17 protein-coding genes are annotated in these 22906 nt (G+C 45.2%); 13 read left to right on the top strand and 4 right to left on the bottom strand.

Annotated features, from left to right (window positions below):
* Positions 1–46: 46 nt before the first annotated feature.
* Together GVO63_RS17955 and glpK are read right to left on the bottom strand one after the other, a co-directional pair.
* Entirely contained in the window at positions 47–2791 is a 2745-nt protein-coding gene (locus GVO63_RS17955) for a TonB-dependent receptor (RefSeq protein ID WP_159492264.1), read from the bottom strand.
* A 305-nt stretch (positions 2792–3096) separates the two neighbouring features.
* Positions 3097–4581: a glycerol kinase GlpK gene (gene glpK, locus GVO63_RS17950; protein WP_159581664.1), complete on the bottom strand. Its 1485-nt coding sequence runs from the start codon at positions 4579–4581 to the stop codon at positions 3097–3099.
* A gap of 159 nt (positions 4582–4740) precedes the next feature.
* Between glpK and GVO63_RS17945 the strand changes: the two genes are divergently transcribed.
* The 12 genes from GVO63_RS17945 (at position 4741) to tldD (ending at position 19821) form a co-directional block, all read left to right on the top strand.
* Positions 4741–5499 carry a DeoR/GlpR family transcriptional regulator gene (locus GVO63_RS17945; protein ID WP_159492268.1) on the top strand — a complete coding sequence of 253 codons (759 nt, stop codon included), beginning with the start codon at positions 4741–4743 and terminating at the stop codon, positions 5497–5499.
* Between the two features lie 250 nt (positions 5500–5749).
* Complete coding sequence (gene glpD, locus GVO63_RS17940; protein ID WP_159581662.1) at positions 5750–7288, top strand: glycerol-3-phosphate dehydrogenase; 1539 nt, start codon at positions 5750–5752, stop codon at positions 7286–7288.
* A gap of 139 nt (positions 7289–7427) precedes the next feature.
* Complete coding sequence (locus GVO63_RS17935; RefSeq protein ID WP_159581660.1) at positions 7428–8009, top strand: phosphoglycerate mutase family protein; 582 nt, start codon at positions 7428–7430, stop codon at positions 8007–8009.
* A gap of 139 nt (positions 8010–8148) precedes the next feature.
* Positions 8149–8652 carry a hypothetical protein gene (locus tag GVO63_RS17930; RefSeq protein WP_159492275.1) on the top strand — a complete coding sequence of 168 codons (504 nt, stop codon included), beginning with the start codon at positions 8149–8151 and terminating at the stop codon, positions 8650–8652.
* Positions 8653–9024: 372 nt separating this feature from the next.
* Complete coding sequence (locus GVO63_RS17925) at positions 9025–10068, top strand: rod shape-determining protein (protein WP_012516782.1); 1044 nt, start codon at positions 9025–9027, stop codon at positions 10066–10068.
* A 37-nt stretch (positions 10069–10105) separates the two neighbouring features.
* Positions 10106–10996, top strand: a complete 891-nt coding sequence (mreC, locus tag GVO63_RS17920; protein ID WP_159581658.1) for a rod shape-determining protein MreC — start codon at positions 10106–10108, stop codon at positions 10994–10996.
* A complete protein-coding gene (gene mreD / locus GVO63_RS17915) occupies positions 10989–11465 on the top strand; it encodes a rod shape-determining protein MreD (RefSeq protein WP_159492279.1) in 477 nt (158 codons plus the stop codon). The genes mreC and mreD overlap by 8 nt, the downstream gene beginning before the upstream one ends.
* 36 nt (positions 11466–11501) lie before the next feature.
* Positions 11502–12092, top strand: a complete 591-nt coding sequence (locus tag GVO63_RS17910) for a nucleoside triphosphate pyrophosphatase (protein ID WP_159492281.1) — start codon at positions 11502–11504, stop codon at positions 12090–12092.
* Positions 12089–13555, top strand: a complete 1467-nt coding sequence (gene rng / locus GVO63_RS17905) for a ribonuclease G (protein ID WP_120962836.1) — start codon at positions 12089–12091, stop codon at positions 13553–13555. The genes GVO63_RS17910 and rng overlap by 4 nt, the downstream gene beginning before the upstream one ends.
* Positions 13556–13582: 27 nt before the next feature.
* Entirely contained in the window at positions 13583–17575 is a 3993-nt protein-coding gene (locus GVO63_RS17900; RefSeq protein WP_159581656.1) for a YhdP family protein, read from the top strand.
* The gene (locus GVO63_RS17895) at positions 17568–18386 is read left to right on the top strand and encodes a carbon-nitrogen hydrolase family protein (RefSeq protein ID WP_159581654.1); all 819 of its coding nucleotides are present in this window, start codon (positions 17568–17570) and stop codon (positions 18384–18386) included. The genes GVO63_RS17900 and GVO63_RS17895 overlap by 8 nt, the downstream gene beginning before the upstream one ends.
* Positions 18379–19821, top strand: a complete 1443-nt coding sequence (tldD, locus tag GVO63_RS17890; protein ID WP_159492287.1) for a metalloprotease TldD — start codon at positions 18379–18381, stop codon at positions 19819–19821. Before GVO63_RS17895 ends, tldD begins: the two co-directional genes overlap by 8 nt.
* An 81-nt stretch (positions 19822–19902) precedes the next feature.
* On the opposite strand, the gene yjgA is transcribed toward tldD, so the two are convergent.
* Complete coding sequence (gene yjgA / locus GVO63_RS17885; protein ID WP_159492289.1) at positions 19903–20463, bottom strand: ribosome biogenesis factor YjgA; 561 nt, start codon at positions 20461–20463, stop codon at positions 19903–19905.
* A gap of 72 nt (positions 20464–20535) precedes the next feature.
* On the opposite strand from yjgA, the gene pmbA reads away from it, so the two are divergent.
* On the top strand, positions 20536–21867 hold the full coding sequence (gene pmbA, locus GVO63_RS17880) for a metalloprotease PmbA (protein ID WP_159492291.1): 1332 nt from the start codon (positions 20536–20538) through the stop codon (positions 21865–21867).
* Between the two features lie 99 nt (positions 21868–21966).
* Here pmbA and GVO63_RS17875 read toward each other — a convergent pair whose 3' ends face one another.
* On the bottom strand, positions 21967–22821 hold the full coding sequence (locus GVO63_RS17875; RefSeq protein WP_159581652.1) for an AraC family transcriptional regulator: 855 nt from the start codon (positions 22819–22821) through the stop codon (positions 21967–21969).
* Positions 22822–22906 lie beyond the last annotated feature (85 nt).

Genomic DNA, 22906 nt, shown 5'->3' with positions numbered 1-22906 from the left:
AAGACAAAAAGGGGGCAGAAACGCCCCCTTGAAATACTATGTTTTACTAGAAGTTAGCACGTACGCCTACAGCGTAACGAGCACCGTCTGCAACTTGCTGAACGAAATGTTCTGTCAAGCGGCCACGACGTGTGAGCTCTTCGTCAGTAATGTTTATACCTTCAAAGAATACCGTAAATGTCTCGTTGATGTCATAGCTTACGCTCATATCAACTTGAGTATACGTTTCAGTGAAGCGAGGCTCTGTTCCACCAAGTGAACTTACCGCTTCTTGCATAAACGTTTCACGATTATTCAGAGCTACACGCGCTTGGAACGCGTCTTTTTCGTAGAACAACGTGATATTCTGCGAGTTGCCTAAACCAGGAAGACTGAACTCTGCGTCAGAGTTTACAATGGTGGCGTTAGCTTGAATACCAAAACCACTTTCAAGCGTATGCAACCAAGCAAGCTCTAACCCTTCTACTTCTAACGTCTCGCCATTTCTAGGACGTAATACGCTGAAGATATACTCACCACTATCAAGGAAAAGTGATTCGTCAGCTACATCGCCAGCGATAAAGTCTTCCACTTCTTTGTTAAACGCTGCTGCAGAGAAGTAGCTTGTATCGTCATAATACCACTCTAATGACACATCCCAGCTTGTTGCGCTATAAGGTTTAAGCGCGGTATTACCCGCCTGAGCTTGTAAGTTGCCTGGACGTGCTACTGTTACGTTGAATACAGGAACCAAGTCATCCATCATCGGACGGGTAAGCGTTTCTGAATACGCATATCGAAGATATAACTCGTCCGTTAATTCAAGCTTAACGTTGACATTAGGAAGCAGTGAAGAGTAGCTGTTCTTCTCATTCACCGGTGTTCCAAAATCAGTCTCATAAACAATGTTAAGGTCTGACGGATCGTTTGGAATAGGTTCAAGATCTCGTACTATCTGACTCGTTCCATCAACAGACGTGTCTGTTTCGCTGTAGCGGAAACCGAAGTTGATGTCTAAAGGCATATCAGAAATTTCAGTGGAGAAATAGAATTGCACGTAAGCGCTCAATACTTCTTCACTCACTACGAAAGAATCGTTGCCCGGCTGTGGGTTTGAAATGTTTGTAGAATCAACCAGTGCACGTGCGGCATCAAACGGAACGCCGTAAGCATCTGCAAATGCCTGAACACCCGCATCAGATGCAGCATACTCAAAAAATGCTTCAGGGTCGTAAGTTAGCCATTGATTAGGCACACCCGCAAAGTAGTTGTCTGCTGTAAACAAAGTGAGTAATTCATCAGGTAAGTCTACTTGATAACCGCAATATACGCCGCAAGCAGAAGCGAAACGACGCGTATTTGATTTTTCACGATCTTGATAATAAACACCGAAATCTGCTTTGTAGAATGCGTTGTTTGAGTCTGGTACCCACGTAAAGTCGGCGCGATATTCAGAAATAGTATCTTCTGTGTCGAAGCCATTACGTTCGTTGTAATGCATACGACCTAAAGAGGGGGTTTGCAATGCTGCATCACCGCCAGCAACGGATAAAGTCGGCGTTGAACCAGAAAAATCTACGCTATATTCGTTGTTGTAACCCACAACAGTGAAGAAGTTATCCCCACCACTGCTGTCTTCTGCAGTTGACGTAGACAAATCAATATTCGCAGTAAGATTGTCACTAACGATCCATTCAAAGTTAGCACCGATTGCTTGAATCTCAACATCGCGACCATAGCGGCGACGAATAAAATCTGTTGCACCACCTACGCCGTCAACAACGGTGCTCGTAACACCTGAAAGACTGCCGTTATCGGTGAATGACATATTGTCAAGGTTACCGTCTGAGAACCAGTGGCCAACACTGTGCGCATCAGAGTCTACTTCGAACTTTGAATAAAGGCCGTCTAATGTTAGCGTCATGTCGTCGTTAGGTGCGTACTGAACGACAAGTGTGCCTGATGTTCTTTCGCGGTCTACAAGGTCTACAATCTGGTCAAAGTTTTGAGGGATAAATACGCCATTGTATTGCGCTGAGTCTGCGTATTCAGGGTTGCCTAGTTGAGAGCGGTCAGTAATGCTGACGCCCGGACGCCAATAACGCGTTTCTAAAATGTTTGTTTGTAGCTCGCGTTGTTGGAATGATGCTGCGGCTAAAACGCCAAGTTTGCCGTCTGCAAAAGTGTTAGTCACAAGGCCTGACATTTGAGGAGAGGTTTCTTCTGAAATGTCCTCATACATGCCTTTAACGCTGGCTACTGCTTTGAAGCCATCAAATGCAAAAGGGCGGGCCGTTGTGATTTCAACGGTTGAACCTATACCACCTTCTTGCATCGACGCTAACGGGCTCTTATAAACCTTTGCGCCACTAATCAGTTCTGCTGGAAGCGTATCGAAACTAAACGCACGGCCTTGGTTTTCTGTGGCTATTTGACGACCATTTACTAATACGGTGTTGAAGTCTGGACCGAAACCACGCACGGTTATAAATTGACCTTCACCACCTGAACGGTCAATGGCGACACCGGTGATGCGCTGAAGTGATTCTGCAACGTTTTGGTCAGGAAATTTACCTAAGTCTTCAGCCGTAATACCATCATAAACGACGTCTGAAGCTTTCTTGTCTAACATTGATGCCTTTAATGAGCTGGTAAAACCTTTAACTTCGATGACTTCAACTTGTTTTTCAGTAGCGGCTGTTTCCTCTTGGGCCAATGCAATCGGTGCGTGTAGGGCAGAGGCGATAGCAACACCTAAAAGTGAGCGTCTTGCAATAGGGCCTAACTGTGATGTGTTAATTTTATGTGTCACTGTGTTTTCTCCGTGAGTAGGCTACGTTTTAACGTATTTTGCACTTAAATTACGTTTTTAGTATGTGCGGATCAAGCTTATTAACAATACTTTTACACATTTAACCTTATATTTTCGTGATTATTATTTGTAACATTATGAAAAATATAGGGTTTATGTTTCAAGGTAAAAGGTGAAACGTTTACCTTGATTCCAATACTAGCACAAAATGACAATGTAATTACAATGTTATAAAAAATATTTTTGTATAAAAAAAGTGCGGTTTATAACCGCACTTTATTAACAATCAGAAAAATAAGGGAAAATTAGGAGCAGCGAATACGGGCAACTGCCTCTTTCCAGCCGTCATATGCTTTATCGCGCTGTTGTTTTGTCAATCTAGGAGTGAAAACGCTATCACTCTTCCAACACTGGGTTAAGTCATCAATAGAATTGAAAAGGCCAGACTGCAATCCTGCGAGAAATGCGGCGCCGAGCGCCGTAGTTTCGGTGATCTCGGGTCGCTCTACTTCAGCACCTAAAATGTCGGACAAGAAGCCCATAACCCAGTCATTACGCGACATGCCCCCATCGACACGAATGGTCGTTGGGCGCGCGCCGTCGCTTTCCATGGCTTTTTGAAGGTCTTTGGTTTGATAGCAAACAGATTGCAAGCCTGCGGCAACAATTTCGCTTATGCCTGTGTCACGTGTCAGCCCCAGAATTGCACCTCGAGCATCTGGGTCCCAATACGGTGCGCCTAACCCTGTAAATGCCGGCACAAGGAATACGCCGTTGTCTTGTCTGGCACGCTGCGCGAGCGCTTCAGTTTCTGCGGCGTCGTCAATGAGCTTTAACCCATCTCGAAGCCATTGCACCGTAGCGCCGGCCATAAAAATACTGCCCTCTAACGCATAAGTAGTCTTTCCATTAAGACGATAGCCTACAGTGGTTAGCAATCGATTTTTCGACGTTAGAGGCTTCTCTCCGGTATTTAAGATCATAAAGCATCCAGTACCGTAAGTGCTTTTCGCCATGCCTTTTTCAAAACACGCCTGACCGACGAGAGCGGCTTGTTGGTCGCCTGCTACGCCTTGGATAGGAATGGCTTTACCGATGATGTCTTCCTTGATAACACCAAAGTCAGCGGCACAGTCCATTACCTCTGGCAGCATTGATAGGGGAATATTGAACTTGCTCAGTAATTTCTCGTCCCAACGCTGATTATTAATATCAAACAACATAGTGCGAGACGCGTTTGTGGCATCGGTTTTATGTGACTCTCCACCAGTGAGACGCCAAATCAAAAACGTATCGACCGTTCCAAAGAGTAGCTCGCCGTTTTCTGCTTTTTCGCGGGCACCTTCCACATTATCCAGTATCCAGGCTATTTTGGTTGCAGAGAAATAAGGGTCAAGTAAGAGCCCTGTAGTTTCAGTGATATAAGAGACAAATGATTCATCTTCACTGAAATCTCTACAATACTGTGCGGTGCGTCTGTCCTGCCAAACAATGGCTGGATACACAGGTTTACCTGTGGTTTTGTTCCATACTAATGTGGTTTCTCGTTGGTTGGTGATACCAATAGAAGCAATATCAGATGGCACTAAGTTACATTTGTTAAAAACTTCCTTAAGGGTAGCGGTAACGCTTTCCCAAATCTCTTCTGGATCATGTTCAACCCAGCCATCTTTCGGGTATTTTTGCGAAAATTCTTGTTGAGCAATAGCTTCTATACTTCCGTTCGACGAAAAAATAATACTGCGAGAGCTTGTTGTGCCTTGATCAATGGCAAGAATATGTTGTCCCATGAGACCACTCCTGAAGATAGTTTTCGTAGAGTTTGCATTATTTACACCCGTTTAACAATGCTATATTTTCGAAAACGAACATTTGGTGTTCGTTTAATAATGGGAACTTTTATTTTAAGCACGTATAATCTACGGCAATTTTTAACTCGAGGACGCGCAATGAACCAAACGCAACGACACGAAAAAATTGTTGGCCTTATAAAACAGCATGGCTTTATGTCGATTGACGACTTGGTGAAAACTTGCGATGTCACACCTCAGACTATTCGACGAGACTTAAACCAACTTGCTGAAAACGGTGTGGTAAGTCGCTATCACGGTGGAGCAGGGTTAAATAGAAGTTGGGAAAATACGCCTTATCAAGAACGTAAAACGCAAAACAGTGAAGTAAAAGAGAAAATTGCTGAAGCTGTTGCCGCCATGATCCCCGATGGTGCGTCTTTATTTATCAATATAGGTACAACGACTGAGCTTATTGCTACTAAACTGCTCAATCATAAAAACCTGCATGTTGTAACAAACAACATCCATGTTGCAACTATCTTGTCAGCAAAAGAAGACTTCTCGGTAATTATTGCTGCTGGCGAAGTACGCTATCGCGACGGTGGTATCATTGGTGAAGCAACGTGTGATTTTATAAGTCAGTTTCGTATGGACTACGGCATAATAGGTATAAGTGGTATTAGTTCAGACGGTGCGCTGCTCGATTTTGACTTTCGTGAAGTCAAAGTTTCACAAGCCATTTTGGAACATACTCAACATGTTATTCTCGCTGCTGACTACAGCAAATTTGAGCGTCGCGCTATGGTCGAGCAAGGGCATATCTCTCAGGTCGATTGCTTGGTCTGCGATAAAACGCCGCCGCCCAGCATAAGCAAAATTATTAAAGAAAATAATATTACTTTCGTCAAAGCATAATCATTGGCCGATTAAGGCATACAAATCTCACTGTCTCTGGACAGCATAAACTGGCTCTTCTCTGCGTTATTATCAGTGCCCGTGCGCCGTGTCTCATCCTCTATTCGTCCGTTGTAGTCGTGTAAGAACTCTCTTTTAGCACTTTCACTTACATTCCTTTAATGTTCGTAAATGTTCGTTTTATGTTGACATGTTTTCTTTTTGGCGGTCAAATAGCCAAATAAATGAACACCATCAAAGGCAGCTTTTTATGAAACACGGCAATCAATCTGAAAAAACGGTAGACGTTCTCGTCGTTGGCGGCGGAGTGAATGGTGTGGGCGTCGCACTTGATGCCGCAGGCCGAGGTCTTTCAGTTGCTTTGTGTGAAAAGGGTGATCTTGCCGGTGCTACCTCGTCGTCTAGTAGTAAGCTTATTCACGGTGGTCTTCGATATTTAGAGCATTATGAGTTTCGATTGGTAAAAGAAGCGTTGGCCGAGCGCGAAGTTCTATTAAAAAAAGCCCCACACATAATGTGGCCGCTACGTTTTCGCTTACCACACCAAAAGCATCTTAGGCCTGCCTGGATGATTAGAATTGGCTTATTTATGTATGATTCGTTAGCCAAACGTAATATTTTGCCTCGTTCACGCAAGCTTTCAACCACAAGCGATAGTCCCTTAGTAAGCGACATTACAACGTGCTTTGAGTATTCGGATGGCTGGGTCGATGATGCCCGTTTGGTGGTGTTGAATGCATTGGCTGCGCAAGATCAAGGCGCAGAAATTTATACGCGGACCGAGTGCGTCAAAGCTGAGAAACAGGATGATTTGTGGCAGGTTGAACTTAAAAGCGCAAAAGGGAAAACGTTTACAATAAAGGCCAAGTCTATTGTTAATGCCGCAGGTCCCTGGGCTGTTTCGTTCCTGGATCGCTTAGTCAATGTGAACAACCCCAACGCGATGCGAATGGTTAAAGGCAGCCACTTTATTGTGCCAAAGCTTTACGACACAGAGGAAGCATACATTCTACAGAACAAAGACGGCAGAATTGTCTTTGTGATCCCCTATGAAGGGGAGTTTTCATTGGTGGGTACGACAGATGAAGATTTTAAAGGCAATCCTTCTGATGCTGCAATCTCCAAAGCCGAAACTGACTATCTTGTTGAAGTAGTGAATAACTATTTTAAAAAGAAGATTACGCAGTCCGACATTATACATTCCTACAGTGGCGTGCGCCCTTTGTTAGAAGAGAAGAATGCATCGGCGCAAGAGCTTACCCGAGATTATAAGGTCGAGTTGAAAGGCAAAGCCGGAGAACCTGTTCTGCTCAATATTTTTGGCGGAAAGATTACAACCTATAGAAAACTGGCTGAGCACGCTGTCGACAAACTCGTAACGTGTTTTCCCAAAGCCAAGAAAGCATGGACGAAGACAGTTCCCCTTCCTGGCGGTGCATTCGAGAACCATGCTTCTCTCGTTGCAAAATTGGGAAGCGATTTTCCATGGCTAGAAAAGTCGATTGCAGAGCGATACGCCCGTCAATACGGTTTGTTATGCTATAAATTTTTAACAGGCCTCACAGCGATAAAAGAGATGGGAGAAGATTTTGGCGCAGGGCTATACCGTGCCGAAGTCGACTACCTCATAAATTGTGAATGGGCTTGCACGTTAGAAGACGTGATTTGGCGCAGGACTAAACATGGGCTGCGTTTAGACAAATCTCAGCAGGCGTCATTGGCGCAATATATCGATAGCACGGTTAATGCAATTGCTGATGTCGTAAACGCTACAGCCGAAAGTGCATAATCTTCTGTATATTGTAAAGCCCGTTCTGGGCTTTACGTCATAACTAGCACAAACAATATCCTTACGTGCTGAATGACTTACTGCGTGACCTAAACAATTTTTATCGTGCTGATTAGCAGCTTACCAAGGAAGGGATGTTATGGCTAAGATACCTATTAGAGAAGTTGTGCTAATACGCCACGGAAAACCTCTTTCTGCCCACAATGAAAAAGTAAATTCAGCGGATTACGCTAACTGGGTTCGTAATTACAACAAATCTATATTAGATCCATCCAGCCATCCTAAACAAAAAGTGCCGGTCGAAAATAGCTACATTATTGTGAGTCCATTATTGAGGGCCAAATTGTCTGCAGCCTACTATGGCGTAACTCAGGTTAATGAAGAGCTTTCTTATCTTAAAGAAATGGATATTCCTTATTATAAACTTCCATTTATTTTGCGCAGTTGGCACTGGGTTGTCGTATGCCGTGCGTTGTGGTTTATGGGGTTTAAAGGTCGCTTCGAAAGCTTTCAATTTGCGCGACAGAGAGTTAACACGCTTTCTAGACATATTGATGAATTGAGCAAAAGCCATCAACGGATTGTACTTTTTGGTCATGGTATGACGAATTACTTTACGCGAAGATCTTTGATGAAAAGTGGATGGGAACTTCTTCAGAAAGATGGAGATTTTTGGGGCGTGACAGTACTTCAAAAACACGATGATAAAGAAACCAAATGATATAACTTTGATAAATGCCTATCATCTTAAAGTCACAGTATCGGTAACGCCTTACTTCAAAATATCTGTACCATGCCGATAAGGTGATATGTCAACAAATCAACCGTGCTATTTCTAGATGTAGATTGTGAGAAGGCCAATGACAAAAAAAGAAAAAGAAGTGTCTTCCAAAGCAAGTATCGCAAAGGCCGCTGCTGCCATTGCTTTTGCTTTAACGTTGGGCGTTACCATGAGCTTTCTTCACACGGGTGAAGAAGATACAACGACGAAAGCTTTTGCCGCTCAATTTGACAAATTTAAACGCCATATTGTTGCTTCCCATTGGCAGTGGCGAGTCCACCCATCAACAACCATGATCATGCTTATTCATTTTGATGAGTCTGGCAGTGAAATTAACCGAACGCCAGTTCGCATGAATCACGATGGTTGGCCAAGTTATGAGTCTTCAGACTTAGGGTGTGAGAAAACATGGAAAGCCTTGGTCGCTGCACCTCTTCGTGTTGACGGCTTCAAAGTTAACGCACGTTATTATGCAGAGTTAGACGAGGGGGAAGACAACTACTGGTGCCGCTTTAGTCTTAGTAGTGGAAGTTACTTTGATTATTTTCCTGCCTCAGGTACAGCGACCAATCTTACTCAGTAATCTTTTCTGTAACTCCATCTGTTTTTAAGAGCAATTATCTGTGCGAATTGGTATTAAATAATCGAGCAGCGAAAACGAGTAATAAAATCCTCAGTAAACCCAACGCATGTTGAACCTTCTCGTTTTCACGCGGTCATTATGTGGGTCTAACTTCAGATTCAACGGATAAATGCGTATTGTGGTATACCTTTGTTGGGTAAGCGCTAACGTCGCTTTATTTTTTAGCAGTTATTTTGACTCTAAGTTACAGCATCGCTTGCCCAAAATTGCCCCCATTGTTAAAGTGTGCGAATAACTATCGACTTCACGTTAAAGCGTCGCCATCTCACCTTTGCAAATACGCGTTAACATAGAAACAGGAATACACTCTTCATGTTTAAAAAGCTTCGAGGCATGTTCTCTAACGATCTGTCCATCGACCTCGGAACAGCTAACACGCTGATTTACGTAAAAGACCAAGGTATTGTACTTAATGAACCTTCCGTCGTTGCTATTCGCCAAGAACGTGCAGCAGGACCTAAAAGCGTCGCTGCGGTTGGTGCAGAAGCAAAACGTATGCTTGGCCGAACACCAGGCAATATTCGCGCTATACGCCCAATGAAAGACGGTGTTATCGCGGACTTTTACGTCACAGAAAAAATGCTTCAACACTTTATCAAACAAGTACACGACAATAATTTTCTTCGCCCTAGTCCTCGTGTTTTGGTTTGTGTGCCGTGTGGCTCTACTCAAGTAGAACGCCGTGCAATCAAAGAGTCTGCGTTAGGCGCGGGCGCCCGTGAAGTTTTTCTTATCGACGAGCCAATGGCTGCGGCGATCGGCGCTGGCTTACCGGTATCTGAAGCGCAAGGTTCGATGGTGGTAGATATTGGTGGTGGTACAACTGAAGTTGCTATCATCTCTTTAAACGGCGTGGTTTACTCCTCTTCTGTTCGTATTGGTGGTGATAAATTCGACGAAGCGATTATCAACTATATTCGTCGCAACTTTGGCTCACTGATTGGTGAAGCGACCGCTGAGCGTATAAAGCATGAAATTGGTGCAGCTTATCCTGGTGAAGAAGTGCGCGAGATTGAAGTGCGCGGCCGTAACCTTGCAGAAGGCGTACCTCGTGGATTTACACTTAACTCAAATGAAATTCTTGAAGCGCTTCAAGAGCCGCTAACGGGTATCGTGTCTGCCGTCATGGTGGCACTAGAGCAGTCTCCACCTGAACTCGCTTCTGATATCTCTGAGCGCGGTATGGTACTGACCGGCGGTGGTGCATTGTTGAAAGACTTAGATAGGCTGCTCATGGAAGAAACGGGTATTCCAGTGGTTATCGCTGATGATCCGTTAACGTGTGTGGCGCGCGGCGGTGGCAAGGCATTCGATATGATTGACCTTCACGGTGGCGACCTGTTTAGCTACGAATAAACAGGAAAGGCAACCGTAAGGTTGCCTTATTTGTATCATGGATACTATTTTTACTCGTGGGCCTTCTTTAAATATCAGATTAACACTGGCACTTGTCCTGTCGGTTATCCTGATATTTGTCGATCATAAAATGGATGGCTTTAAATCTACGCGAGTCTATCTAAACTCTCTTATGAGTCCTCTTCAATACATTGCTAATCTTCCGGGGCTCATGCTGAGCGAGAGCGCGCAGCGTCTTACTTCGCAAGAACAACTCTTAGCTGAGAACCAAAAGTTAAATAACAAGCTGCTGCTTATGAGTGAAAAGCTTCAGCAATTCGATGTTATTTCCAAAGAAAATGCGCAGCTTCGTGAGTTATTACAAGCACCAGTGCGCGAGTCTTCGCATAAAATGGTTGCCGAGCTCATGGCCGTTGATAAAAACCCATACAGCCAGCAGGTGGTGATAAATAAAGGTGCCATAGACGGCGTTTATTTGTCTCAGCCGGTGCTAGATGACAAAGGCATTGTAGGCCAAGTGATGGAAGTCGGGTCGACAAACAGCCGTGTTTTACTTATCGCGGACGTCACTCATGCTATTCCCGTGCGGTCACTTCGCAATGACATCCGATTTATAGCAACAGGAAGTGGTGCGCTTAATGAACTCTTTCTTGAACATGTCCCCCATAGCGTTGATATTCGAGAAGGCGATACCCTTATCTCTTCAGGGTTAGGTGACGTTTTTCCAGAGGGCTACCCAGTGGCTAAAGTCACGCAAGTGGTACGCGACGAAAGTCGGCCCTTTGCCCGCGTTACCGTTGCACCCTTAGCCGATTTAGACAGGCTTCGCCATCTTCTTCTTCTCTGGCGGAATAATCAGGATGACATTGCACCTGATAACGAATTGGAAGAAGCCGCTGAAAACGAGGAGAAAACGTCAGATGCGTAAACGTAACCTCGTTATCTGGATCAGCCTTTTGGTCGCACTGGTACTTCAAATTGTGCCCCTACCTACGCAGGTGGATGTTTATCGCCCTGATTGGGTGTTGGTGGTGTTGGCATACTGGAGTATGGCACTGCCTCACCGAGTGAATGTAGGAGTGGCCTTTTTAACCGGTGTGGCAATGGATGTGTTAGTCGGCACGACGTTAGGTATTCACAGTTTAGGTTTGAGCCTTAGCGTGTACATATTGGCGGCGAATTACCAACGCTTACGTAACTATTCTGTTTGGCAGCAAGCGATTATTATTGGTCTTATGTCATCGTTATATCACCTGATGACATTTTGGGTTCAACATCTTTTGACAGCTATTTATTTTCAGGTTGACTATTTGTGGCCGGTATTAACGTCCATGGTGTTATGGCCTTGGGTATTTTGGTTGCTTAGACGTACCCGAAGACAGTTTTCTATAGTGTGATTCATCCTTCTTTTTGCTAGAACCAAAGGTAAGTTAATGACAAAATCGGTCGTGTTAGCGTCAGCATCACCTAGACGCACTGCGTTGCTCAGGCAGATGAACATAGCACACACAATACATCCTGCCGATATTGATGAATCGCCCCGTGAAAACGAGTCGCCGATGGCACTTGTAGCAAGGCTTGCTGGTGAAAAAGCCCAAGCAGTAAAAGCGCAGCTTTTGTCTTCGCAAGCCATGACGGAAGATACCGTCATTCTGGCAAGCGACACGCTAATATCCTTCAACGGGCAAAGTGTTGGTAAGCCTGAAAATAAGGCCGATTCTAAACGTATTCTTACTATGCTTTCTGGTAATACCCACGATGTGCTCACGGCTATCTGTGCAGCGAGTGATACTCAGCAAGAGACGCAAGTCATTACGACATCTGTGACCTTTGCAACGTTGACGGATGAGCAAATTGACGCATACTGGGAAACCGGAGAACCTGCCGATAAAGCAGGTAGTTACGCTATTCAAGGTATTGGCGGTGAATTTGTGGTCTCAATAAACGGCAGTGCAAGCGCCGTGATCGGTTTACCTCTGTACGAAACCCGCCAATTACTCAATGCATTTGGAGTTGTGTCGTGAGTGCTGAACTACTTATTAACGTTACTCCGTCAGAATCACGCGTTGCGCTGATTGAAAACGGAATACTGCAAGAGATACATGTAGAGCGTCACACCAAGCGCGGCCTGGTTGGCAATATATATCGCGGGAAAGTAAGCCGCGTATTGCCGGGCATGCAGGCGGCGTTTGTTGATATCGGGCTTGAAAAAGCCGCCTTTTTGCACGCGTCGGATATCGTTATTCACAATGAAATTGCAGAAGAAGTCTCGGCGAGTCATATCCAAAAACAGGATATACGTGAACTGGTTCGCGATGGGCAAGACATTGTCGTTCAGGTGGTAAAAGATCCAATCGGTACAAAAGGCGCACGCTTAACGACAGACATTACTATTCCAAGTCGCTATCTTGTCTTTATGCCGTCAGTCACGCACGTGGGCGTGTCTCAGCGCATTGAAGAAGAAGCCGAGCGTGAGCGTCTAAAATCGCTGGTACAAGAGTTTTGTGATGAGAACGGCGGCTTCATTTTGCGCACTGCAGCAGAGGGGGTAGGCAAGAATGAATTACAGTCAGATGCCGCATTCTTACGCAGGTTGTGGGATAAAATTCAGTCTCGCATGAAAAAGCGAAAGTCGAATGTTCTTTACGAGGATCTACCGCTTGCACGGCGTGTTTTGCGCGACTTCGTTGGTACAGAACTTGACAGAATACGCATAGACTCGAAGTTATCGTTCCAAGAGCTTTTTCAGTTCACCAAAGAGTACGTGCCGGAAATGAATGGCAAGCTTGAGTACTATACTGGCGATAGACCGATTTTTGATCTGTACGACGTTGAAAACGAAGCGCAAAGAGCCCTCGAACGCAGAGTCGACTTAAAGTCTGGTGGTTATTTGATTATTGATCAAACTGAAGCCATGACCACTATCGATATCAATACCGGGGCCTTTGTTGGGCACCGTAATTTAGAAGAAACCATTTTCAATACCAATACTGAGGCGACGCAGGCAATAGCACGTCAACTAAGACTACGTAATCTTGGCGGAATGATCCTTATCGACTTTATCGATATGATTGAACCAGATCACAAACGCCGTGTCTTACACTCATTAGAGGTAGCGACGAACAAGGATAGAGCCAAAATTAACATCCACGGTTTTACTGCGTTAGGGTTAATTGAAATGACCCGTAAGCGGACCCGTGAAAGCATTGAGCATATTCTCTGTGGTGAGTGCCCCGTATGCAAAGGGCGAGGCACAGTGAAAACCATAGAAACCATTTGTTTTGAAATAATGCGTGAAATTGTGCGCGTTAATCGCGCTTACGACGCTGACAAATTTGTGGTTTACGCTTCTCCAAAAGTGGCTGAAGCCCTAATGGGAGAAGAGTCTCATATGCTGGCCGAGCTCGAAGTGTTTGTATCTAAGCAAATTAAGGTTCAAACAGAAACATTGTACAACCAGGATAAGTACGACGTCGTCATGATGTAATGCATTAACGTTATACAAAGGCAAAATGTGACAAATTTTTCGTCGGTAGCGGCTTATCTACTCAAGAAGTTCTGGCTGCTACTCGCCGTATTACTGGTACTTTTCGCGCTTCTTTTAAGCGCTGCACGCTATGCTTTGCCGCATATTGAGCACAACAAACATTTGTTGGAAAACTATATTAACGAGCAGTATGGCGTTAACCTATCCATCAAAAGTGTGCATGCTGTTTGGCAGCGCAGTGGCCCTAGCATTGTATTAAATTCGGTATCGCTTGCCAAAGATGATGCCTCGCCCGTTGCCCTTGATATTCGCCAAATTTATGTCGAACTTGATTTTTGGCAATCCCTGCGCCATCGGCTTATTTCTTCTAATCGTTTTGAGTTACGAGGTCTTCGTCTAGATGTGGATGCAGACCGTTTATCAGGTGGAGGAAAAAATAACTTCCCTGTAGTGAGTGCGCTAGAACGTTTATTTCTAGAGCAGTTACAAAGCTTTTCGCTTGAAGATGGCGCCGTTTCAATCACACATCTTAACGAGACAAACTCCTTCAATATAGAGAGCTTGTCTTGGAATAACCAAGACGAACGACACCAAGGTTTAGGCCAGTTAAAAGTTGCCGAATTAGCGGCAAACTCTGCTTCATTTATTATCGATATCAATGGTACGCGTGAAGACTTTAAGGGGGTTTTCTATGCCAAAGCAGAAGAACTCGACATATCACCGTGGGTCAGCGATTTAATTAATACAAAGCGTCCGCTTACGCAAAGTCGCGCCAATTTTGAGGTGTGGGCTGATTTTACTAATAGTGAAATTACCAGTGTGCAGGCTGAACTCGATAATAGCTTGTTGGAATGGGGCGGCGGTCGCGCAAAAACTGTAACAGGTATCAGCAGCGGAAGTTTGCAAGTAATACCTAACACGGCGAGCCAGCGTGGTGGTTGGAACGTCAGATTAGACAATCTTGTACTTAGCTCAAACGATGAGACGATGACGACGGATCTCATTGGCAGTATCGCGCCAAGTGGCGATGTATTGATAAATACCGTAAAGCCCGTTCAGGTAAACCCCTTTTTACTGCTTCTTCCCCTTTTTATGGACGATACGGGTGAGGACGAAATACGCGGTTTAAATCCCACAGGTGAGCTCGCGACCCTGCAGATTCAATTACATAACGGTGCACCTTCGTTGGCCGCAAAAGTGTTAGATTTGCAGTGGGATAAAACAGAAAAGATCCCGGGATTATCCTCACTAAATGCAGAACTATTTTGGTATAAGAACAACGGTGCTATTTACTTAGAAAGTACCGACAGCGTTTTAAGTGCCAATGGGGTGATTAAAAAAGATCTTCAGATAAAATCGCTCACATCGCACTTATATATTTATCCCGAGACGGAAGGCGACGCGCGTAAGCAGTGGATAGTGAAAGGCAACAACATGCTGTTTGACAGCGATGCGGTCACGCTTAAGCCCCAATTTATGCTTAATACATCCACGGGGTTCATGTCTCTTTATATGAACGTAAGCTCAATACCTCTAAATGAAGTCAGCGATTTATTCCCCGTGGGCGTAATGGGCAAAAATATTGACAGTTACCTGACTCGGGCCTTCAACGGAAAAGGAAAAGTAGATAATGCGCGAATTCTGTGGCATGGCGCAGCCAGTAAATTTCCTTTCGATGACAACTCAGGCATTTTTCAAGCGTATGTAGAAATAGAGCAGGGGGATTTCTTATTTGCGCCAGACTGGCCTGCGCTAAGTGAGTTAGACCTTTCGCTTTACTTTGTCAATAATGCATTGGTGATGGAGAGTCCAAGCGCGATGCTGGCGGGTATGCGAATAAGCGATATGTCAGCGGCCATTCCGAGCTTTGCGCCTGACGCAAGGCTGGCAATTTATGCTACCGGAGAGGGAACTGGAGATGCGCTTACTGCACTGATGATGGACTCATCTCTTGAAAACTCTTTAGGCAAAGTCCTTAATGAAGAAGTACAAATTAGCGGCCCGCTCTCTGCAAATATCAAGCTCGACATTCCTTTTAAAGGTAAAGACGTGATGGCGTCAGGCACGGCGCATTTAGCTAACAATCCCGTTTATGTCGCAACGACCCACATGCTATTCGATAATGCATCGGGAGATGTGTCATTTACCAACGGTGACATAGATGCCAGCAATATAAAAGCAAACTTTCTAAAGCAGCCCATCAATCTTTCGCTATCGGGTAGACAGAACGAAACATACGACCTGTCCGTTGAGTTAGGAGGGCGTTGGCATGCGCATCCTCTGGCCAATTATGTCAATACTGACCTTACCGATTATGTTGATGGTGAAAGTGAGTGGAAGACCCACGTTGACCTTTCACTGTCAAACGATGGCTTTGAATATGCGGCAAACTTAACAGCAGATTTGACGGCAACACAAAGCGTTTTACCTGCTCCTTTTAACACACCTGCAGGAAGTAGCCTGCCCTTGGTGATTAGCAGTAAGGGTAACGGCAAAGCCTCAAATATTGTAGCGACGCTTGGCGACAGTATTCGTTTTGACGGTATTTTACCGCACAAAGAAATGCAGTTTTCTCGCGCCCATCTTGCATTAGGTGACAGCGACATCGCCAATATTGGAACAGGTTTTAGCATTAGCGCGAACTTAGCGGACGCCGACGTGCAAGAGTGGTTTAGCACGATTGATATGTTGCTATCTGGTACAGGAGAGGGCATTAAGCAAAAAGCCAGTGCCGAGCGCGCTCTAGCGGACGATCTTGAAGAAACGAAGCGTCCGAATTTATTTGGTACACCGTCACGCATTTTTGCAAAAGCCGAGCGACTCAGCTTTGCGGGGCACATCATCAAAAATGCTGAGCTTAATGCGGCTGAACGGAATAAAGACTGGATAGTAGATTTAGCGTCACCTCAGGCGCGCGCCACCATCAGGATTAATAGTGACTTAACAGAGCAGGGTATTGAGGTAAACGCAGACTACTTGTCGTTAGACAAGCCGGTGAATTTAGCGTCCACCGCATCAAATAACGATATGACTTCCGCGGGTAACATCATTGTTGTAGAGCAAGATTCATCAAAGGACGGCTCGCCCTACAATATTGACCCTAACTCGTTACCGCCTATTTATTTTTATTGCCAGTCCTGTGGTTTCCACGGCATAGATTTAGGTGAAGTGACGCTCAATATTGCGAAAGAAGATAATGGGTTAGCCATACGTCAGCTTTTACTTAAATCTGACAAAACTAACATTACTGCAAGTGGTTATTGGAAACATGTCGATGGAGAAATACTCAGCGCGTTAAGCGGTACGCTCACATCACCTGACGTTGGACAAATGCTAAAAGAATACGGGGTTGAGTCGGGTATCAAAGATTCAAACGCTGATATTAAATTCAATATCAATTGGCCAAATGCGCCAATGGATTTCGGGTTTGAAGCACTCAATGGCGACGTAGAATGGTCTTTATCTGATGGGTATTTGACTGAGCTCAGTGACAAAGGCTCCAGAATATTCACCTTGTTTAGCTTGAACTCGATTGTAAGAAAACTCAGTCTTGATTTTAGAGATGTATTCGCAAAAGGGTTCTTTTACGATGATATGAGCGGAACGCTCAATATTGTCAACGGGAAAGCGTACACGGATGACACCGAAATTGACGGCGGCGCAGGTGAGATAGAAATCAACGGTTACACAGACTTAAATACAGGCGGTCTGAACTACAATGTGTCGTTTGCGCCAAATGTAACGGGTAACTTACCGTTCTTGGTGTATTTTTTGGCGACACCCCCTACTGCGTTGGCGGCACTGGCAATAGACCAAGTGCTAACCTCTGCGAAAGTGATTTCGAATGTGAACTATCGCGTGACCGGCACCATAAAAGATCCCAAGTTCGATGAAGTTGAACGCAACAGTAAAGACATTAGTTTACCTGCGCAAAATACGCCTGCGCCTGCAAATCCTCAGGACAGGCCGTTAACGGAAGATGATTTGCGCAGGGTGAAAATGGAGGTGATCGATGGTTAATTTAGTTGCACTGCAAATGACATCAACGCCCGACGTTGATGAAAACCTTGATACAGTAGCAAAAGAGATGGCCGCGGCTAATATTGAAAAAAATAGCTTGGTTGTACTGCCTGAATGTTTTGCGTTTTTTGGTGGCAAAGACAAAGGGCAGTTAGCCGTTGCTGAAAATAAAGGCGAAGGTGTAATACAGGCTCGCTTGTCAAAGCTTGCTGCACAATATCAGTGTTATATCGTGTCAGGTACATTTCCAGTAAAAACGGGGAACCCTGAAAAATTTTCGGCTGCGTGCATGTTGTTTGGTACGAATGGCGAGTTACTTGCCGACTATCGAAAAATACATATGTTTGATGTTTCGGTAAACGACAATACGGGAAGTTATCGCGAATCGGCAACAACGCAGGCAGGCACCGAAGTTGTTACCATTAATACGCCAATTGGCAACATTGGGCTTGCGGTGTGCTATGATGTACGCTTTCCAGGATTGTTTTCTGCAATGGGCGATATTGATATTTTAGTATTGCCTGCGGCGTTTACCCAACGCACTGGCGAAGCGCACTGGCATGCTCTGTTGCAGGCTAGGGCCATAGAGAAACAGTGCTTTGTTGTGGCAGCAAACCAAAGCGGTGTGCATGCCAACGGTCGTGAGACTTACGGCCATAGCATCGTTTTGTCGCCATGGGGTAAAACCCTTGCCGAACGCGCAACCGATGTAGGGTTGGTATCGGCCAAAGTCGATATTGCAGAAAGAAGAACCATTAAACAGAATATGCCGGTTGCCGAACATAACCGATTCAGGAGTCACTTTGTCTAAATCTGTTGAGCGTCATTTATTATCTGACTCAGGGCTAGATATTTCTAAGCTAGAGAAGGCTCTCGCCACCATTCATCGCCACGACACTGACTATGCCGATCTCTATTTTCAGTCTAGCCAGCACGAAAGTTGGGTGCTGGAAGACGGCATTATCAAGGAAGGCAGCTACAACATCGAACGCGGCGTAGGTGTGCGTGCTATAAGCGGCGAGAAAACGGGGTTCGCTTATTCAGACGAAATAAGTGAAGAAGCGTTAACTAAAGCCTGTAAAGCGGCTCGGGGTATTGCTCCAAGTGGTGGTACACAGCAAGTTGCGGCACTGGGTCAAAAAAACGTTGAAGCACGTTATAGCGAAAATAACCCGATCCTTGCTATGCAGGACGCTGAAAAAATTTCGTTATTAAAAGCGGTAGACGCTTATATTCGCAAGCAAGAACCGTCTGCCAACCAAGTAGTGGTGAGCTTAAGCGGTGTGTATGAAGAAATTTTAGTTGCTGGAAGCGACGGTACTTTGGCTACCGATATTCGCCCGCTAGTGCGCTTAAACTGCTCAGTATTGCTAGAACAAGGCGATAGACGCGAGCGTGGTTCTGCTGGTGCTGGTGGTCGTTATGCCTACTCGTTCTTTAAGCAGGACGAGAACGGTAAACCGTATTACGAAACGTTGGCAGAAGATGCCCTTCACATGGCACGCGTTAACATGCAGGCTGTGGCATCTCCGGCAGGCGCTATGCCCGTTGTGCTAGGTAACGGGTGGCCCGGCGTGCTACTTCACGAAGCAGTAGGCCACGGTCTAGAAGGTGATTTTAACCGCAAAGGCGCATCGACGTTCAGTGGCCGCATTGGCCAGCAGGTAGCGGCTAAAGGTGTCACCGTTGTCGATGATGGCACATTAAGCGACCGCCGAGGTTCACTATCAGTGGATGACGAAGGTACGCCTACGGCGCATAACGTGTTAATTGAAGACGGCATTTTAAAAGGTTACATGCAGGATAAGCACAACGCCAAACTGATGGGCGTTGCGCCAACCGGTAACGGTCGCCGCGAATCTTATGCTCATTTGCCTATGCCGCGCATGACAAACACGTATATGCTGGAAGGGCAACACGACCCGCAAGAAATTATTGCGTCTATCGATAAAGGTATTTACGCGCCGAATTTTGCGGGTGGTCAGGTAGATATTACCTCAGGCAAATTCGTGTTCTCTAGCGCAGAAGCGTACCTTATTGAAAATGGCAAAATTACCGCCCCAGTTAAAGGCGCTACCTTAATCGGTAATGGGCCTGAAGTGATGCGAAAAATTTCCATGATTGGTAACGACACCGCGCTTGATAAAGGCGTGGGCGTGTGTGGTAAAGACGGTCAAAGTGTGCCAGTGGGTGTGGGTCAGCCAACCCTTAAAATAGATGAACTTACTGTGGGCGGAACTGCGTAAATAGACGGTAGTCAACACGTAGCGAAACTAAAAAGGTTGGGCGTTAGTACCAACCTTTTTTGTCTCTACGAAAGTGAAATACTACTTATCGTCGTGCATCACATCCTTTAGATATTGAAACAGCTCTCTAAACGCTTTGGGTGGGGCATTCTTTTCACGCTCTTTCTTAATTTGGCGGTGAAACTGACGCAGTTTTTGACGGTCTAGCTCAGGGTGTGCTTCGATCAGCTTTTGAATAGCTGGGTCGCCCTGTTCAATTATCGATTCACGGGCTTTCTCTAACGCATGAAAGGCTGCGTTAGCTGCTTGATGCTGATGGGTCAGTTTTGCCAAGGCTTCTTCTATTGCAGTGGTATCCCGGTTACGCAAGGTTTTGCCTATGAACTGAAGTTGGCGTCGATAACCATCCTTCTTCTTGTTGACTCTGCGAGCTATGGCTACAGCCTCTGCTAACTCTTCATCCATAGGGATAGTAGCGACGTTAGCGTCGGTCAGATTCACAAGGGTTTCACCTAGCTTGTGAAGTTCTTTAGCCTGACGCTTCAGCTCAGTTTTACTGACTAATTCTTCCTCTTCGAACTCATCTGCTTGCGCATCTTCGAAGTAAGGATCTTCGGGAGAATTATATTTCTGATCACTCATTTCAAACTCATTAGTGTTACACTTTAGCTAAATTGTAACTATCACAGTCGAATTAAGACAGCGAAACTTACTATGCAAATTGAGCAGCAGTTAGGCGACATTCAAAATGTCGTAGATGATGTACTAAAATTAGCCCTTTCAAAAGGCGCAACCCAAGCAGAAGCTAGCATGTCTAAAGTGCAAGGCATTGCCGTATCTTCACGAATGCAAGAGGTTGAAAACGTTGAGTTTACTAACGACGGCGGCTTAGGGATCAGCGTATATGTTGGTAAGCGTAAGGGCAGCGCATCCACCGCAGATTTAAGTAAAGCAGCGTTGACCTTAGCGGTTGAAAAAGCCGTAGATATTGCACGCTATACCAGTGAAGATCCATGCACAGGATTGGCCGATGCCGACCTTATCGCGACCGAATTTCCCGATTTAGACCTTTATCACCCAGAAGAGTTAGATACGGAAAAGGCGATTCAAATTGCCATTGAAGCCGAAACGGCAGCAATGAATTACGATCCGCGCATTACTAATTCAGATGGCGCATCGTACAACGCCAATTTGGGCATGCGTGTATATGGCAATACGCACGGTATTAACGCAGGTTATCCGAGCAGTCGTTATTCACTAAGCTGTATGGTTATTGGTGCGCAAAATGACGATATGCAGCGTGACTACGCCTATACGGTTAGCCGAAAAGCGGCATTGCTGCAATCAGCAGCCTCTGTGGGTGAAGAGGCGGCGAAATCTACCGTTGACCGATTAGGGGCACGGAAAATTAACACTGCAACTGTGCCGGTGCTTTTGCATCGCGATATCGCATCCAGTTTATTTGGGCACTATGTGGGCGCAATCAGCGGTGGTAGCCTCTATCGCCGTTCAAGCTTCTTGCTAGACAGTTTAGGTAAACAGGTTTTTCCAGAGTGGCTTAATATCGAAGAACGTCCTTTTATCAAAGGGGGATTAGCGAGTTCCAGTTTCGATAACGAAGGCGTTGCGTGTTCGGACATGACCATCGTTGAAGCAGGAACATTGGCGACGTATCTTTATACCACCTATTCTTCTCGTAAACTTAACACCCGTTCGAATGGACATGCTGGTGGCATTCATAACTGGCTCGTTGGCGACACAGGTCACAGTGACGCAGCGTTGTTGAAAGAAATGGGCACAGGGCTCTTCGTCACCGAACTAATGGGGCAGGGCGTTAATGGCGTGACGGGAGATTATTCTCGCGGTGCTGCGGGATATTGGGTTGAAAATGGCATCATCCAATACCCTGTGCACGAGGTAACCATTGCCGGAAACCTTAAAGACATGTTTAAAGGCATTGTGGCAATTGGTGCTGAAAAAGACGTACGCGGTAGCGTGCAAACTGGCTCAGTGCTTATCGACCAAATGAAAATAGCGGGAAGTTAGGGCCACGGCCCTAAATCTCTGTTGTTCCAGTGCGTTATTCAAATCGGTAATACAAGAGAGATAAAACCTGTTTGCTCACCGATGATTACTCACCGTTGATTATTCAGTGATATTGCGAAAGTCGGTGGGCGACATGCCGGTAGACTTCTTAAAGCGCTTTGAAAAGGTAAACACATTGGCATAGCCCACGTAGCTCGCGATATAGGATATGGGCCATTGTGTACTTAGAAGAAGGCTTTTAGCCCTAGCCATACGCAGATAAATGAGATGCTGTTTCGGGCTTCTTCCATAAGTTTGCATACAAAGTCTATGAAGGTGGGGGGATGAATAGTGGGCTTTCTCACATAAACTTTTAATATCCCAGTTAAACTGTAGTTGTTTGTCTACAGCAGAAAATAAGTTGTTTAGTCTATTTATCTGACGTCGCTCTTTCTTTTCACCCGCTTGAAATTCACCAAGCTTTTTATCAATAATTGCGCAAAGATATTTCGATGCTATTTGCATTGCGGCCTGCCGAGCTTCGACGTCGCGCTCTAAATACAATAGCTCCATTGCGTGATGTAATCCTTCTAACGCCGCATTGTCCAAAACAAGTGCGCCATTATTGCCAAGGGACGTCCAGCGCTCGGTGTCTGCCAAGTTTAGCCAAATGATGTCCCACTGCTCACTTGCGATAGAGACCTCGAAACTCTGATGAGCAGGCAAAATAATCAGTTGTCCTTCCTTTAACAGCGTATTTTTTGACGGTGTGCGAAATATGCCTTGCCCATTAAGACTGTAAAATAAGGTGTGGTTAGGAGGTGAAACACGACCTACAGTGTAACTTCCTGATAAATTAGAGCATCCGGCAAGTTCTATATCTAATTCACTGATTTCTGGTGCGTTACTGCTATCGATAAAGCGCTCAAAGCAGCTTGGCCCTATGTCTACAATATCTTTGAAGCTAGGTTGCATAAATGTAAAATGATAGTTTTGGATAAATAGATGAAAGATTAGAGCATAATGGATTTACTGAAAGTTAGCTATATTGGGCGCTACT

This window comes from Alteromonas sp. KUL106 (assembly GCF_009811415.1).
In the GTDB taxonomy this organism is placed as follows: domain Bacteria; phylum Pseudomonadota; class Gammaproteobacteria; order Enterobacterales; family Alteromonadaceae; genus Alteromonas.
This window is presented reverse-complemented; position numbering and strand designations above follow the sequence as displayed.